Annotated in this window: 14 protein-coding genes, 1 tRNA gene and 1 pseudogene; 8 read left to right on the top strand and 8 right to left on the bottom strand. The window is 69.7% G+C overall.

Annotated elements, in window-relative coordinates:
• The first annotated feature begins 33 nt into the window (after nt 1–33).
• A complete protein-coding gene (locus K318_RS18810; protein ID WP_035280459.1) occupies nt 34–1,137 on the top strand; it encodes a DNA alkylation repair protein in 1,104 nt (367 codons plus the stop codon).
• A 102-nt stretch (nt 1,138–1,239) separates the two neighbouring features.
• On the opposite strand, the gene K318_RS0102440 is transcribed toward K318_RS18810, so the two are convergent.
• Nucleotides 1,240–1,623 carry a winged helix-turn-helix transcriptional regulator gene (locus K318_RS0102440; RefSeq protein ID WP_029088297.1) on the bottom strand — a complete coding sequence of 128 codons (384 nt, stop codon included), beginning with the start codon at nt 1,621–1,623 and terminating at the stop codon, nt 1,240–1,242.
• 164 nt (nt 1,624–1,787) lie between these two features.
• On the opposite strand from K318_RS0102440, the gene K318_RS0102435 reads away from it, so the two are divergent.
• Together K318_RS0102435 and bla are read left to right on the top strand one after the other, a co-directional pair.
• Nucleotides 1,788–2,579, top strand: a complete 792-nt coding sequence (locus tag K318_RS0102435) for an NAD(P)H-dependent oxidoreductase (protein WP_029088296.1) — start codon at nt 1,788–1,790, stop codon at nt 2,577–2,579.
• A 17-nt stretch (nt 2,580–2,596) separates the two neighbouring features.
• Nucleotides 2,597–3,520 (top strand): class A beta-lactamase, encoded by a 924-nt coding sequence (gene bla, locus K318_RS18805; protein WP_035280185.1) that lies wholly within the window; start codon nt 2,597–2,599, stop codon nt 3,518–3,520.
• Here bla and K318_RS25855 read toward each other — a convergent pair.
• Both K318_RS25855 and K318_RS0102425 read right to left on the bottom strand, forming a co-directional pair.
• Nucleotides 3,468–3,812 (bottom strand): DUF5615 family PIN-like protein, encoded by a 345-nt coding sequence (locus K318_RS25855; protein WP_169721433.1) that lies wholly within the window; start codon nt 3,810–3,812, stop codon nt 3,468–3,470. The genes bla and K318_RS25855 overlap by 53 nt on opposite strands.
• A 138-nt stretch (nt 3,813–3,950) precedes the next feature.
• Nucleotides 3,951–4,023: transfer RNA gene (locus tag K318_RS0102425), tRNA-Lys, on the bottom strand.
• Nucleotides 4,024–4,111: 88 nt separating this feature from the next.
• On the opposite strand from K318_RS0102425, the gene K318_RS0102420 reads away from it, so the two are divergent.
• Together K318_RS0102420 and K318_RS18800 are read left to right on the top strand one after the other, a co-directional pair.
• A complete protein-coding gene (locus tag K318_RS0102420; RefSeq protein WP_029088295.1) occupies nt 4,112–4,915 on the top strand; it encodes a DUF1206 domain-containing protein in 804 nt (267 codons plus the stop codon).
• Between the two features lie 279 nt (nt 4,916–5,194).
• Nucleotides 5,195–6,593 (top strand): annotated as a pseudogene (locus tag K318_RS18800) (thiamine pyrophosphate-dependent enzyme).
• Nucleotides 6,594–6,800: 207 nt separating this feature from the next.
• Here the strand turns inward: K318_RS18800 and K318_RS18795 are convergent.
• On the bottom strand, nt 6,801–7,883 hold the full coding sequence (locus K318_RS18795) for a hypothetical protein (RefSeq protein ID WP_156913741.1): 1,083 nt from the start codon (nt 7,881–7,883) through the stop codon (nt 6,801–6,803).
• A 257-nt stretch (nt 7,884–8,140) separates the two neighbouring features.
• Entirely contained in the window at nt 8,141–9,271 is a 1,131-nt protein-coding gene (locus K318_RS18790; RefSeq protein ID WP_211233258.1) for a hypothetical protein, read from the bottom strand.
• A gap of 145 nt (nt 9,272–9,416) precedes the next feature.
• On the opposite strand from K318_RS18790, the gene K318_RS18785 reads away from it, so the two are divergent.
• From K318_RS18785 to K318_RS0102380, 3 genes are all read left to right on the top strand, one after another.
• On the top strand, nt 9,417–10,109 hold the full coding sequence (locus K318_RS18785) for a hypothetical protein (RefSeq protein WP_051297351.1): 693 nt from the start codon (nt 9,417–9,419) through the stop codon (nt 10,107–10,109).
• Between the two features lie 521 nt (nt 10,110–10,630).
• Entirely contained in the window at nt 10,631–11,251 is a 621-nt protein-coding gene (locus K318_RS0102385) for a DUF47 family protein (RefSeq protein ID WP_029088291.1), read from the top strand.
• 13 nt (nt 11,252–11,264) lie between these two features.
• Nucleotides 11,265–12,275 carry an inorganic phosphate transporter gene (locus tag K318_RS0102380; protein ID WP_029088290.1) on the top strand — a complete coding sequence of 337 codons (1,011 nt, stop codon included), beginning with the start codon at nt 11,265–11,267 and terminating at the stop codon, nt 12,273–12,275.
• 128 nt (nt 12,276–12,403) lie between these two features.
• Here the strand turns inward: K318_RS0102380 and pstB are convergent, their stop codons facing one another.
• The 3 genes from pstB to pstC are packed head-to-tail and all read right to left on the bottom strand — an operon-like array spanning nt 12,404 to nt 15,326.
• A complete protein-coding gene (pstB, locus tag K318_RS0102375; RefSeq protein WP_029088289.1) occupies nt 12,404–13,183 on the bottom strand; it encodes a phosphate ABC transporter ATP-binding protein PstB in 780 nt (259 codons plus the stop codon).
• Nucleotides 13,184–13,224: 41 nt separating this feature from the next.
• Entirely contained in the window at nt 13,225–14,394 is a 1,170-nt protein-coding gene (gene pstA / locus K318_RS0102370; RefSeq protein ID WP_029088288.1) for a phosphate ABC transporter permease PstA, read from the bottom strand.
• Complete coding sequence (gene pstC, locus K318_RS0102365; RefSeq protein ID WP_029088287.1) at nt 14,394–15,326, bottom strand: phosphate ABC transporter permease subunit PstC; 933 nt, start codon at nt 15,324–15,326, stop codon at nt 14,394–14,396. The genes pstA and pstC overlap by 1 nt, the downstream gene beginning before the upstream one ends.
• Between the last annotated feature and the right edge of the window lie 98 nt (nt 15,327–15,424).

Genomic DNA, 15,424 nt, shown 5'->3' with positions numbered 1-15,424 from the left:
TCGGTGCCCGGTACCCTGACGTCGGGGGTGGTGATGGCTGATTTCAAGGACGAACTGTCTCCGGAGCTCATCGCACGCCTCGCGGGCGATCTCACGGGTGTGTCCTCGTCGTTCGACGGGGCTGCATTCGAGCAGCTGGCTACCGACGGCCTCGGCGAACTCGAGCTGAAGGCCCGCATCGACTGGATCGCACGGGCCCTCTCAGCGGTGATGCCTGCCGCCCCGGAGGGCGCCGCGCGGGTGATCCGCGCTGCTCTGGACCACGGTGGGCTTCGGGGATGGGACTCCATGCCCGTCAATGCGTACGTCGCCGCGGCGATGCTGGACCGGCCCGACATCGGGCTCCCGCTGCTCGCCGCGCTCACTCCCCGGCACACCGCAGAGTTCGCGATCCGCCCCTTCCTCGAGGCCCACTTCGATCTCACGATGGACCGTCTCCGGTCGTGGGTCGGCGATCCCGACGAGCACGTTCGCCGACTCGTCTCGGAGGGCACGCGGCCGCGACTGCCGTGGGGACAGCGGCTGTCGCGGCTCATCGCCGACCCCGCTCCGGCGGTGGAGCTCCTGGACGCTCTGGCGGACGACGAGTCGCCCTACGTCCGCCGCTCTGTGGCGAATCACCTCAACGACATCAGCAAGGATCACCCCGGGCTCGCGCTCGAGAAGGCCCGGAGGTGGTCTGCGGGAGCGGTGCAGGACGATTTCGTCGTGCGCCATGGTCTGCGCACGCTCGTGAAGCGGGGGCATTCCGAAGCGCTGGCGATCCTCGGATTCGACCCCGATGCCCCGGTCGGGATCGCGGGCCTCGTCTGCTCGCCGTCCTCGGTCCCCATCGGTGAGGCGACCACGATCGAGTTCACCCTGCAGGCGGGTGCGGCGATGAAGGCCGTGATCGACTACGTGGTCCACTACCAGGGGGTGCGCGGCCCGAAGGCAGGGAAGGTGTTCAAGCTGTCCGTCCGCGACCTCCCCGCAGATCGGCCCGTCCGCTTCTCCCGGCGGCACCGGTTCGGGCACGTCTCCATCCGGACGATCCGCCCGGGCCCGCACCGGATCGAGGTGCAGGTCAACGGACGCGTCCTCGGCGAGACCGTGGTCGACGTCATCGCCGACGACGCGGCAGCGACCGCGGACTGACGCCTGCGAGGCGAGGCAGGGCGCCTGCGGCCGTCCCTCTCGCGTCCCCGCTGCGCGGCCAGGAGCGCTCGGGCGCGGTCCGGGTGCACCGCTGATCAGATCTCATTCCTGAGCGTCGAACGCCTTCCTGGCTGCTTCGATGCGAGGCAGGCAGACGTCTGCCCACGCAAGGAGGGTGTCGATCGGCTTCCGGAGGGTCGTGCCGAGCGGGGTGATCCGGTACTCGACGGCGACCGGACGGGTGCTGATCAGCTCGCGGGCGATGATGCCGTTGCGTTCGAGTCTGCGCAGCGTCGCGGTCAGTGACTTCTGCGTGACGGCGGGGATCCCTCGCCGCAGCTCGTTGAACCGGCGCGGCTGTTCGCACAGTTCGTTCAGCACGCTCAGTGACCATTTGTCGAGCACCTGGTCAAGCAGTTCCCGATGCGGTGCCTCGATCTGGAGCTCGCCGTGCCCGGTGTCGCCGGGAGAGGTGGTATCGGTCATGAAACCTGGTCTCGTTGAAGTGTCCTGCATCTACCAAGTATCAATGTTATACCGGCATCTTCCCGGAGTCGGTCCGCCATACGCGCCCACCCAGACTCGGGGAGGTCGACCGGAGACGTTCGACCACCTCGCGGCGCGCGACCACGAAACGAGAGTGCTCTTCCATGTCCTTCGCCCACGAACCCACGGCAGGACGCGCGCATTGGGTCTACGCCCATCCCCGTGCGGACTCGCTCAACCGGAGACTGCTGCACGCCGGGAGCGCGGCTCTCTCCGACCGGTACCAGGTGACCGTCGCAGACCTCTACGCCGACGGTTTCACTCCGGCCCTCGGGGAATCCGACTGGGGTGGCTCAGCGGCAGTTCCGGGGAACCTCGCTGCACAGCTGGGTGAAGCCTACGCGCGCGGCGACGTTCAGCCCGAGGTGCGCCGGGAGCAGCAGAGACTCGCCTCCGCTGAGCTGCTCGTGCTCCAGTTCCCACTGTGGTGGTACGCGCCCCCGGCGATGCTCAAGGGCTGGCTCGATCGTGTGCTCCAGACCGGTTTCGCCCACGGGGATGTCGACGAGGTGACGGGCCTTCCCCGTCGGTACGGAGATGGGATGCTGGCGGGACGAAGAGCCCTGATCATCGTGACCGCCGGCGATGACGCGCGGTCCCTGGGCCCTCGTGGACTCAGCGGTGATCTGGAGTCCTTGCTGTTCCCGCTCACCCATGGCGCACTCTGGTACGTGGGAATCGAGGCCTTGGGCCTCCATGTCGTCCATGACGCTGACGACGCCAGCGGGTGGGACGACCATGCCGATCATCTGATCAGCCGGATCAAAGGCCTTGCCGAGGAGCCCGCTCGACCCTTCCGGCGGCTGCTGGACGGCGACTACGGCAGGCGCAGTCGAGCCCTGCGTCCGGAGATCCATCCCGGGCGCACCGATCTGGCCATCCATCACCAGGACTGAGGATAGGATTTTGTCATATGTCACACGTGCTGCGCACCGCCCTCGTCGCGTCCAGTCTGGTGACCCTCACCTTGTCGACGGGCTGTTCGCCCCAGGCCGCTGACACTGGCGAGCCCTCGTCGGACCGTCCTTCCTCCTCTTCTCGCGCACTCGACGCCGATGAGCAGTTCAGCGCGCTGGAGGACCGTTTCGACGCGCGTCTGGGCGTGCACGCCGTCGATACCGGCTCCGGAGACACTGTGGGATGGCGCGAGGATGAGCGCTTCGCCTACGCCTCGACGATCAAGGCTCTTGCAGTCGGGGCGCTGCTCGACAGCAAGGGCGTTGAAGTCATGCAGGAGGAGGTCGCGGTGGAGGAGGCCGACATCCTCGAACATGCCCCTGTCGCCGAGACCCGCGTCGGGCAGACGATGAGCCTCGGTGAGGCATCGGAAGCCGCGCTGGTCGTGAGCGACAACACTGCGGCGAACTACGTCTTCGATGCGATCGGCGGACCTCATGCCCTCGACGGGCAGCTCGAAGCCATCGGTGACGAGGTGACGGTCGTCGAACGCGATGAGCCTGACCTCAACGAGGCTGCTCCCGGCGATGACCGAGACACGACCACGCCCGCCGCTGCCGCCGGCAGCCTGCGCGAGTACCTCCTCGAGGATGCGCTCGACGCCGAGGAGCGGGCGATGCTCACGGACTGGATGAAGTCCAACCAGACCGGTGAGACTCTCGTCCAGGCGGGTGTCCCCGACACCTGGCAGGTGGCTGACAAGTCCGGAGGCGGACACTACGGAAGCCGAGGCGATATTGCGGTCGTCTGGCCCGAGGAGGGAGAGCCGATCGTCATCGCCGTATACTCCTCGCGCGAGGAGCAGGATGCCGACTACGACGATCGGCTCATCGCCCAGGCCGCCCAGGTGGCCGTCGAGACACTGCGGGAGGACAGCTGACGCTGTGAAGAGCACGCTGGAGAAGAGCGCGGAACTCGCCGGCCGCAGGTCTGGATTCGCGATCGGACCTGGGTCTCGGCCCTCCACCACTCGGCTCCTCGACGGCGCACGATTCCCCGGTCATCGAGTGTCGGTGGGCTCGCGTCTCCGTCAGCAGAGACGTGAAGTGTGAGTCCCGCGGGACGACTGTGAATCCCTCGGCACGCGCAAGGCGCAGTATCTTCTCTTCGGTCGCGTCCCGCATCTCGAAGTCGCGGATGTGAGCAACCGCGATCTCCTCGCCTTCCAGCACACTGACGATGTGCGGGAGAGGATCGGATCGAGGGGAAGCTTGATGCGGGTCTGGTGAGAGGGAGATACGTCTCGGGTTCGACGGCTGCCGTGGCGTACTCGAGTGCCGTGCGAATGTCCTCCGCCTGCAGATGACGCGTGGGCCCAGTGGGGCTCGAACCCACGACCCGCGGATTAAAAGTCCGCTGCTCTACCAGCTGAGCTATAGGCCCGCACAGAGTCTACAAGAGGCTCGGGATCTCGTGCGCCTCCCTCCCGCAGGGGCACCGGACTGAGCGCGACCGGGCTAAGCTCGGGCCTGTGAGCAGCTCTGCGAAGTCGGCTGCGCGTTCCGCCGAAGGCAGCACCGCCTTCCGGGCCCTCGCGCGCGGCGGTTACGCCGCCAATGGTGTTGTGCATGCGCTGGTGGGCGGAATCGCCGTTTCGATCGGGCTCACAGGCAGAGGCGACAGCGACCAGACGAGCGCCCTGTCCTCCCTCGCCGGGAATCCGCTGGGCTCCCTCTCACTGTGGGTGCTCACGGCTCTGCTCGCAGCCCTCGGCATCTTCCACCTCCTGGACGGCTGGACCCAGTCCCGGGCGGACAGCACGAAGAAGTGGGGCGTGCGCCTCTCGCGCTGGGGGCAGGGGGCGGTCTTCCTGCTCACCGGCGCGGTCGCGGCCTTCACCGCCCTCGGCCGCCGCGGCGACGGGGACGCGACCGCGGAGAACGCCAGCCGCGGCCTCCTCGACGTCCCCGGCGGTCCGGTCGTCCTCGCGGTGATCGGCCTCGGACTCCTCGTGGGCGGGCTCGTCTTCATGGCGATGGGCTCCCTCCGCAGCTTCCGGACGAGGATGTCGCTGCCCGCCGGCGCCCTCGGCACCGCGGTGAGCGCGCTCGGCGTCATCGGCTTCGTGGCGAAGGGAGCGACCGTGTCGGTCATCGGCGTGCTCATCGGCCTGGCCGGGCTGCAGGACGACCCCTCCGAGGCCGGTGCCCTCGATTCCGCGGTGCAGACCCTCCGCGACATCCCCGGAGGCACGGCCATCGTGCTGACCCTCGGCCTCGGTCTCATCGCCTACGGGGCCTTCTGCGGCTTCCGCGCCCGTTTCGCCCGGCTGTGACCGGGTGCGGCGGTGCGACGACCGCCTCGCGCCCATGCCGCACATCACGGTGACGACCCCTGGCGCCTCGGGCGCATCCGCGTAGGCTGGTGACCAGCGAGGACCGCACGGCGACGGCGGCCTCGGGCACCGGCCCGCGGGACAGGCGGCACTGCGCCCCCGCCGCCGGGAGTGCCCACCCCGGCCTCCGCCGCTGTGCGATCCCGGTGCGCCCGCACCGATCGCCCCCGGGGAGCCCGCGGCTCCCGGGGCGTCCTGTCCTCCCAGGGAAGGAAGGCCATGCCCACCGTCGCCCAGCACATCGTCGACACCCTCTCCGCCAGCGGGGTCCGCCGCGTCTACGGCATCCCCGGAGACTCCCTCAACGGCTTCACCGATGCCCTCCGCACCACCGACGAGGTCGCGTGGATCCACACTCGTCACGAGGAGGGCGCCGCCTTCGCCGCTTCCGCCGAGGCCGCCCTCACCGGTGAGCTCGCCGTCTGCGCGGGCTCGTGCGGCCCCGGCAACCTGCACCTCATCAACGGCGTGTACGACGCCAAGCGCTCGCGTGTGCCCATGCTCGTCCTCGCGGCGCAGATCCCCAGCGACGAGATCGGCACCGGCTACTTCCAGGAGACGGACCCGCGGGACCTGTACCGGGAGTCGAGCGTGTACTCCGAGTTCGTCTCCCACGCCTCCCAGCTGCCGCGGCTGCTCCGCATCGCCCTGCGCGAGGCGCTCACCCAGCGCGGTCCCGCCGTGCTCGTGATCCCCGGTGACGTGCTGCTGGCGCAGACGGACGCCGAGGCCGAGGCCGTCCTCCCGACGCGTTCCGCCGTCCTCCCGGCCCCGGAGGAGATCGCCGCCGCCGCGAGAGCTCTCAACGAGTGCTCGCGGATCACGATCCTCGCCGGCGCCGGCACCGAGGGGGCTCATGACCAGGTCGTGGCGCTCGCGGAGAAGCTGCAGGCGCCCGTCGTGCACGCCCTGCGCGGCAAGGAGTTCGTCGAGCACGACAACCCCTATGACGTCGGCATGACCGGTCTGCTGGGATTCTCCTCCGGGTACCACGCGATGATGGCGGCGGAGACGCTCGTCATGCTCGGCACGGACTTCCCCTACGCGCAGTTCTTCCCGCCACCTGCGGATGAACGGGAGGCGCAGGCTCATCGGCTCCTTCACGCACGGCTCGATGGCCAATGCCCTGCCGCAGGCCGTGGGCGCCCAGGCGGCGTTCCCCGACCGCCAGGTCATCGCGCTCGCCGGCGACGGCGGTCTCTCGATGCTCCTCGGCGAGCTGCTCACGGTCACGCAGAACGCCCTGCCGGTGAAGACCGTCGTGTACAACAACGACTCGCTCAACTTCGTCGAGCTGGAGATGAAGGCCGCGGGCTTCGTCAACTACGGCACAGGGCTGGACAACCCCGATTTCGCCGCCGTCGCCGAGGCCGTGGGCATCAGAGGCTTCCGCGTCGATCGGCCCGCGGACCTCGAGCGGACGGTGGAGGAGTTCCTCGCCCACGACGGGCCCGCGCTGCTGGACGTGGTGGTCGAGCGGCAGGAGCTGACCCTCCCGCCCTCGGTCAAGCTCGAGCAGGCCAAGGGCTTCGCCCTGTTCGCCATCCGCACCGTCCTCTCCGGACGCGGCACGGAGCTCATCGATCTCGCGAAGGCGAACATGCGCCAGCTCCTCTGAGGCGCGAGGCGCGTGGTGCGAGGCGCGGTGCAAGGTGCGTGGCACGGGGCACCTCGGCGCTCATCCACCCGAAACGCCGCTGTCCGCCTCGATATGACGGGGCGGACAGCGGCATAAGGGGTGGCGACCTTCGCACAAAGGGCGGCTGGCGGCTCAAGGGGCGAGTGCGCTCGCCTCACGGAGAGGGAGGGAGCACCGGCCGACGGCTCATCCGGCGCGTCGGAGACCCTCCGCCACTGCTGCCCCGATCTCCTCGAACGGAGTGACGCGGAACAGGTCCTTCCACGTGAGGTGGTGCACCGAGTACCCCTGATTCCTGAGTCTGTACTCGCGGACCCGCTCGGCCTGGAAGCTCTCATCGCGATCGCGGCCGTCGAGGGTGTACTTCTCCAGCCCCTCGACCTCGACGATGACCCGTGACTCCCTGTGCAGGAAGTCCACCCGTCCGAGGAAGGCGTCGCTGCGATCGCGGATCTCCACCTGCGGTTCGAATCCCACGAGGCCGTGCTCGACGAATCGCACTGCGCAGAGCGATTCCGCCGGTGATTCCCTCCGCGCGTCCGCACGGGAGAGCAGGCGCTCGATCCGCCGGCGGTCCGAGGCGCGTGCGCAGACCGAGGCCGCCGCGAGGACCGCTTTGCGGATGTCCTGTTCGGTGCGGAGGCGCGGTTCCGTGAGAGCGTTGCCTCCGCTCTGCATGCCGGGTTCGCTCCACCCGCCGGGTTCGCGGCTGAGGCCGTGCTCGCCGCGGGCGCTGCGCACCCTGTGGAGGACGTGGTCGATCATGGGCACCGCGACCACGGCTCCGCAGTCCCGCGCCACGTCGGCGAGCGTCCTCGTCAGGGTCGTGACCGGATAGCCGTGCCTCCGTTCCACGTGGTCGTCAGGGAGCGCCCGATCACGAATGCGGATGTCGCGGCGCGTCCGGGACCGCCCCCTCACGATGAACTCCACGAACGGACCGGGAACCGTCACGAGCGGCAGGTCGTGGATCAGCGCAGCGGAGGTGTGGGAGAAGACCCCTCCGGTCGGCTCGCTGCCGCGGAGGGCGGAGATGCGCAGCTGCAGCTTCGCCACGTCTCCGCGCAGACCGGGCTTCCCGCTGATGCGCAGGAGGCTGTTGTCGTCCGCGAAGCGCCGCAGCGCGGAATGGGAGGGATCACCGCAGAGGACCCTGACCGCATACGCATCGCGCCGCACGCGGGTGAGGCAGCAGGTGAGTGCTCCCGTGATCGCCTCACCGCTCAAGCCCATCTCCACGAGCATGCCCCGGCGCAGTATGTGAACCATGAGTCCACTGTCCAGCAAAGCGCATCAAACTTCAACAGAAGGCATCAAACTGTGGATGAGCGCATCGCGCGTCCACAGTGCGTGTGCACAGGGACGCTCGCAGCTCTCCCACCCGAAACACCGCTGCCCGTCCCGGTACGACGGGGCGGACAGCGGCGTAAGGGGTGGGAACCTTCGCACTAAGGGTGGCTGGCGGCGTAAGGGGTGGGAACGTTGGAGAGGAGAGGAGAGGTGAGGAGAGAAGAGCGGAGCGGGGGTCAGAGTCGCACGTCGGGCCGCCAGGTGCGGGGTGTGTCGATCGGCTCGCCCTCGACGGTCTCCGTCTCGGCGATGCGCTCAGTGCCAGCGGGCTCAGTGCCAGTGTGCTCATCCGCGATGCCTCCGGTCTTCGCCGAGGCTTCTCCTCCCGTCCCGGATTCCCGCACCTCGACTCCGTCCTCCGTCCGGGAGACGGCCGCCTTCCCGGAGTCCTCGCCCGCGGCGCCGTCTGCGCCGGAACCCTCGGCATCGGCGCCCTCACCCGCGGCGTTCTCGCCCGCAGCGCCCTCCGCCTCGGCGGCGGCCTTCCGCTTCCGCGCGGTCACCTCCAGCAGGTGCCGGAACCCTGCGACGATGTCCGCATCCCGCAGCGGCGTGCTCGAGGCCGGATCGAGTTCGGGGGAGAAGTGTCCGGGCATCTCGCCGAAGGCGCCTCGCGCGTTCTTCACGACGGTGCCGGCCATCATCCGGTTGGCCGTGCCGCCGATCACCGCCCCGACCCCGAACGGCAGCGCCCGCAGCACCCAGCTGCCGCCCGTGCGCACTCCGTACGTGCGGATCAGCTTGTTCCGCAGCTTCTTCACCACGGTCTCCATGACGGCGGACGGGATCTGCCGGGTCACGAGCGCACCCCAGTTCGAGGTGACGGGCGGCCCGCCCTGCGTCTGCGCGGAGAACTGCTTCACGAGGCTCTTGCCGCCGCTGCCCAGCATGAGGCCCATGACCAGGGCGTTCGCGCGCTGGGGATCGGACACCTGCATCCCGTGGAGCTCCGCCAGCGACTGCGCGTAGAGCGCGGAGAGCTCGAGGAAGCCTCCGGTCTCCACCGCGCCCAGACCCAGCGCGGCTCCCGTGCCCAGACCCGGCACCACGGCTGTGGCGCCCACTGCGGCACCGCTGCCGGTCGCCACGTTGAGGTAGTGCTTGCGCAGGATGTCCGCGATCTCCGCCGGGCTCGCATCCGGATGCCGCCTGCGCACCGTGCGCACATAGGCGAGCACCACCGGCCGCTGGACCGACAGCGCCCGCTGGAGGAGCCCTCGTGCCTGCGGCCGCAGCTCGCCGTCCTTCGTCACGGCGAACTGCGTCGCCCTGCCGATCCCCTGGGTGAGAGCCGCGCTCTTCGACATGTGTCCCTCCATCAGCGTCCCGCGTGTGCCTGCCCGTCCGCACGCATTCCGTGGGACCGGCCTCCCCGTGAGCCTATGCGCGGGGCCTGGGAACCGCACCTGTCCGGGCTGTATCCCAGCTGTGGCAGGTACCCTTGGCCGCACCATGCGCGCTCACCACAAGCCCCTGCCCATTGCGGATCTCGACCACCTCGACGAGCGTCCCGATCCGGCGCGCCTCGCGGAGATCGCGCACGCCGCCGCCTCGCTCCTCGTCTACGGCACCACGGAGGGCCGGCCGTCCGTGGCCGGCGAGCTCAGCCGCGCCGCGCGGGACGAGGCCGCCACCGCACGCTTCGTCCGTCTCACCGATGACATCGGCCTCGAGGCGATCGCCGAGATCTGGGCGTCAGCCCCCGCCGTCTCCCTGCCCGGGGTGCTCTGGAGGCTGTACGCGCTGCGCGAGTGGATCACGACGGCGCCCTCGCAGGCCGCGGAGCAGTTCGATGTGGGCCGCACCCGAGGCCGCTTCCGCTCCGAGTCCTATCTCACCGAGCTGCTGGCCGGGGTCGAGAACCCGCCGGGTCCCGACGAGGTGGTGCACGCGGCGGACGAGATCCTCGCCGGGGCCTTCCGCGGTGATTTCGCCGTGGCCCTGCTCCGCGCCGCGGCCTTCACCGAGGTGTGCGCCGCCGGTCGCCGCGTCCTCGACGAGGAGGCGGACCGGGAGGGCGTCTCCGCGGGCCAGAGTGCAACCCACCGGACCGCGGGGGGCGCGCCGCGCGGGAACGAGCGGTTCGAACAGCTCGCCTCCGATCTGCTCCACGCCTCGCGGGCGCACGCCTCCGGCGCGCTCTGAGCCGAACTCCTTGGAGGAAGCGCCGCGAGGCCGGCGCACCGCGAAGGGCGGCGCACCCCGAGGCGGCTCACCGCGAGGCCGGCGCATGCCGCGGACGCTCTGACACCGGGACGTTCAGGGGCAGGCGCGAAGCAGCTCCGGGCGCAGCCGGCATCCGAGGGCGCGCCGCCCTCATGTGGGAATCCGCGCCCTGTTCCGTGCTGGAGGACCGGCAGCTCCGCACCGGCAGCTCCGCAGCCGTCCGGGGGAGATGCAGACGCCCGGACGGGATGAGGCTGCTCTCACTCCGCCCCGCGGGGACTGCGAGCGCGGACACGGCACGTTACGATGGGGGCGCGGGCTTCGGCTCGCACGGGTGCCGGGTTTCGAAGCCCCGGGCTCCAACATCAGCCGCTTCGAGCGGCCTACCGCCGAGAGGCGCTCTCGGCCCGGCACCCCTCGACTTTCGAATACAGTTCCGGTGAGGCTGCGCGGGCTCGACCGCCGGGACCGGGCCGCGGAACCGTCAGAATGGAGCGAGCGTGAGACTGCGTCGTCCGTCGAAGCAGGCGGTGTACTTCACCCATTTCGCCGCACTCGCGGATTCCCTCCAGGACGGCAGCCTCATCCTCGCGGAGCTCTCCGGCATCCCGGTCGAGCAGCGCCGTGCGGCCGCGGACCGCCTCGCGGAGGTCTGCGACAGCGCGGACGGGGCCGCCGCCGCGGTGGTGCGGGCGCTGCGCGAGAACTACGCGACCCCCTTCGACCGTGATTGCCTCTACCGGCTCTCCTCCGAGCTGTGCCAGGCGGTGCACCGCCTCGAATCCGTGGCCTTCGCGCTCTCCTCCTCCGCCTTCGACGAGTTCCCCGTGGGCGTCCTCGAGATGCTCGCGGTCCTCTCCGATGCGACCGACCAGACCAAGCGGATGCTCCAGCGCCTCTCCGTCAAGCCGGACCAGTGGGAGTACGTGGACTCCGTGAACCGCCTCTTCCACCGCGCCGAGGCCCTGCGCCTGCAGATCTCGGACGCCGTTCCCGCCGCCAAGCGGGGCATCGTCCACCTCGCCGCCGCGAACCAGCTGGGCCAGACGTTCCACGAGGCGGTGCGAGCCTTCCGCGCGGTGGGGGAGGTCGTCGCGGAGATCGCCGTGCGCGAATCGTGAGGGCCGGACGCTGATGGAGGTCCTGTTCTCCCTCGTCGTCATCGTCACGGCGGTCTTCGCCTTCGTCAACGGCTTCCACGACGCCGGCGTCACGGTGGGCAATGCGGTCGCCACCCGTGCGCTCACTCCGCGCATCGCGCTGTCGCTGGCGTCCGTGTTCAATTTCCTGGGTGCGCTTCTGGGGGTGGGGATTGCGGTCACGGTGGCGGAGAACATCATCGAGTTCCCGCACCAGCCGCACGACCTCCTCGCGATCCTGCTGGCGGGCATGACCGCCGCCACGCTCTGGGGCATCGTCACGTACGTCGTGGCGATCCCCGTCTCCTCCACCTACAGCCTCGTGGGCGGGGTGCTGGGGTCCGGTCTGGCCTACGGCGCCCACGCCGACCTCGGCGGCCTCGTCCTCCGCCTCATCCTGCCGCTGCTGGCCGTCCCCGTCATCGTGCTGGGCGTCTCCGCGCTGTGCACGGCGGTGGTCTCCCGCCTCGCGGCGCATTCCGCGCCCAAACCGCTCTTCCGCCGCGCCCGCGCCGCGAACGCCGTCTTCACCGGCGTGCTCTCGCTGGGCCACGGCCTCCAGGACGCGCAGAAGTCCTGCGCCATCATCATGCTCGCGATCGTCGCCTACGAGGGGGCCACCTTCACGGACGGGGACCCCTTCGAGGTGAGCTGGCCGGTGCGCCTGCTCGTGGCCACGGCCCTGGCCGGGGGGACGCTGCTCTCCGGCTGGCGCGTCGCACGGACCGTGAGCCGCCGGATCGTCGCCCTCGACCCCCTCAAGTCCGCGATCTCCAACGGCGTCTCCGGGGTGACGCTGCTCGTCTCGGCGCTCGCCGTGAGCGTGCCGGTCTCGCTCGTCTACTCGGTGGTCGGCGCCAATCTCGGCACGCAGCTCGCAGGCCGCCGAGGCCGCATCCGGCGCCGCTTCCTCACACCCGTCCTCGCCGTGTGGGTGCTGGGCATTCCCATCCCCGCACTGCTGGGCGCGGTGTTCTCCGGCGCACTCATGCTCGCAGGCGTGTAGCGGCGGCCCGCTCCCGCTCCCGCTCTGCGCAGCTCGCCGCGGCCGTTATGCATGCACGAAAGCTCGGGATGCACACGCAATTGCACGTGCACCCCGAGCTTCTGCGGGGCTGTGAGGGCGCCCGAACCTCAGCCGAAGCGGCCGGAGACGTAGTTCTGGGTCTGCTCGTTCTGCGGGTTCTGGAAGATGTTGATGGTGTCGTCGTACTCGATGAGCTTGCCGGGCTTGCCGGTGCCCTGGATGTTGAAGAACGCGGTCCGGTCCGCCACGCGCGCGGCCTGCTGCATGTTGTGCGTGACGATGACGACGGTGTAGTTCTCCTTGAGCTCGTTGATGAGGTCCTCGACCGCGAGCGTGGAGATGGGGTCGAGGGCGGAGCAGGGCTCGTCCATGAGGATCACCGAGGGCTCCACCGCAACCGTGCGCGCGATGCACAGGCGCTGCTGCTGTCCGCCCGAGAGCCCGGAGCCGGGCTTGTCCAGACGGTCCTTGACCTCGTTCCAGAGGTTCGCCCCGCGCAGGGACTTCTCCACGATCGCATCCGCATCGGACTTCGACATGCGCGTGCCGTTGAGCCTGTACCCGGCGAGCACGTTCTCGCGGATCGACATGGTGGGGAAGGGGTTGGGGCGCTGGAACACCATGCCCACCTCGGCGCGGACGTTGACGGGGTCGACTCCGGGACCGTAGATGTTCTCCCCGTCGAGGAGGATCTCGCCCTCCGCATAGGCGCCCGGGAGCACCTCGTGCATGCGGTTGATGGTGCGGAGGAAGGTCGTCTTGCCGCAGCCGGAGGGGCCGATGAAGGCGGTGACGGACCGCGGCTCGATCTTGATGTTCACGTCTTCGACCGCGAGGAACTTGCCGTAGTAGACGTTGAGGTCGACTGCGTCGATGCGCTTTGCCATGAGGGTTCCTTCTTCTGCTTCTGTCTGATGAGCCTACGCCGTCAGCGGCCGGTCTTCTTGGGTGCGAACGCGCGCGCGATGATGCGGGCCAGCAGGTTGAGCAGCATGACGATGAGGATGAGGACGAGGGCGGCGGCCCAGGCACGCATCTGCGAGGGGTCGGCCGCGGAGGGAGCGGTGGGATTGACGAGCTGACGGTAGATGAAGACCGGCAGCGCCGTCATCCACTCGCTGAACGGGTTCCAGTTGGTCGAGGCGATGAAGCCGGCCGTCACGAGGATGGGGGCGGTCTCACCGGTGACGCGGGCGATCGCGAGCGTCACGCCCGAGGCGATGCCGGAGATCGAGGTGGGCAGGACCACCTTCATGATGGTGCGCCACTTCCGCACGCCGAGGGCGTAGGAGGCCTCGCGCAGCTCATTCGGAACCACCCGGAGCATCTCCTCCGTGGAGCGGACCACCACGGGGATCATGAGCACGGACAGCGCGATCGCGGCCGAGAGGCCCATCTTCACCATCTGCAGCTGGGCGGGCCCGTCGCCGATGAACGTGGTGATGAACAGCTGGACCGCGGCGAAGGCGAAGAGGCCCGCGACGATCGAGGGGATGCCCGTCATGACGTCCACGAAGAACGTGATGGCGCGGGCGAACCAGCCGCCGCGCGAGTACTCGACGAGGTAGACGGAGGCCATGAGGCCGATCGGCACGGAGATGAGCGTCGCCAGCAGCGTGATCATGACGGTGCCGATGAGACCGTGCACGAACCCGCCTGACAGCCGGGCGCCGTCCTGCTGGGTCGCGATGTCCGTGGCGCCGTTCGTCGTCGACATGTCGTAGATGAGCACGCCGGGGTTCGAGAGCAGCGTCGGCAGGCCCTGGGCGAGCACCGTCCACAGCACGGAGATCAGCGGAACGAGCGCGAGCAGGAATGCCGCCCACACGAGGTTCCGCCACAGGCCGTCGACGGCGCGCCGCCGGTTCTGGACCCGCCAGGTGATGACGTACATGCCCAGGATGAAGAGGACGGCCGAGAAGATGGCCCAGCCTGCGACGGAGAACCCCTCGCCCAGGACCGCCGCCAGCCCGGCGCCGACCGCCAGCGCGCCGCCGGCCGTCACGGACCAGACCCAGCGCGGCATCTGCCCGGCAGTGAGCGAACGCGCGGGGGCCTGTGCGGCCGGCTTGTCGTCGGTCATTGTGTTCGCGGACATCAGTTCGCTCCCGAGAATTCCTTGTGGCGGCTCACGATCCAGCGGGCGATCATGTTCACCGCGAGCGTGATGATGAAGAGCATGAGGCCGGCTGCGATGAGCTCGGACTGGCGCATGCCGAAGGCCTCCGGGAAGTTCAGCGCGATCTCGGAGGGGATCGTCGCATTGCGGCCGGAGGTGATGAGGCTCAGCGAGAAGACGCCGGGGGAGAGGACGAGGGTCACGGCCATCGTCTCGCCCAGTGCGCGGCCGAGGCCCAGCATGACCGAGGAGACGATGCCGGCGCGGGCGAAGGGGAAGACCGTCGCCCGCACCATCTCCCACTGCGTGGCGCCGAGGGCCAGGGCCGCCTCCTCGTGCAGCTTGGGGGTCTGGACGAAGATCTCGCGGCACAGGGAGGTGATGATCGGGAGGATCATCACCGCCAGCACGACGCCCGAGGTCGCGAGCGTGCGGCCGGTGGTCGAGGGGTCTCCCGCGAAGAAGGGCAGGAAGCCGAGGTGCTCGTGCAGCCAGCCGTAGATCGGCACCAGCGCGGGGGCGAGGGTGACCATGCCCCAGGCGCCGTAGACCACCGAGGGGATGGCGGCGAGGAGGTCGATGACGTAGCCCACGGGCGTGGCGATGCGGCGCGGCGCGTAGTGCGAGATGTACAGGGCGATGCCCACCGCGACCGGGGTCGCGATGATGAGCGCGATGATCGAGGCGATGATCGTCCCGCCCATGAGGGGGAGGACGTACTGGAGGAAGGTGTCCGCGCTGCTGATCGAATCCTGATCGGAGAACACCGTGGGCCAGAGCGCCGGCAGCGACTCCGTGACGAGGAAGATCGCCACGAATGCGAGCACCACGAGGATGAGCCCGCCGGCGCCGTAGGCGAGACCGGAGAAGACCCGGTCGCCGGAGGCCCCGCCCGTCCCGCCGGTCTGCAGACCGCTCGGGGCGCTGCGGGCCGGCGCAGGGGCGCTGGAGCTGTGTGCTGTGACCTTCTCAGTCACGGTGACTCCCTTCGGAGTACTGCAGTCCCGGG

The sequence above is a fragment of the Brevibacterium album DSM 18261 genome (genome assembly GCF_000426445.1).
GTDB lineage: Bacteria > Actinomycetota > Actinomycetes > Actinomycetales > Brevibacteriaceae > Brevibacterium > Brevibacterium album.
The sequence above is the reverse complement of the archived record's forward strand: the minus strand, read 5'-3'. Positions and strand labels throughout refer to the sequence as shown.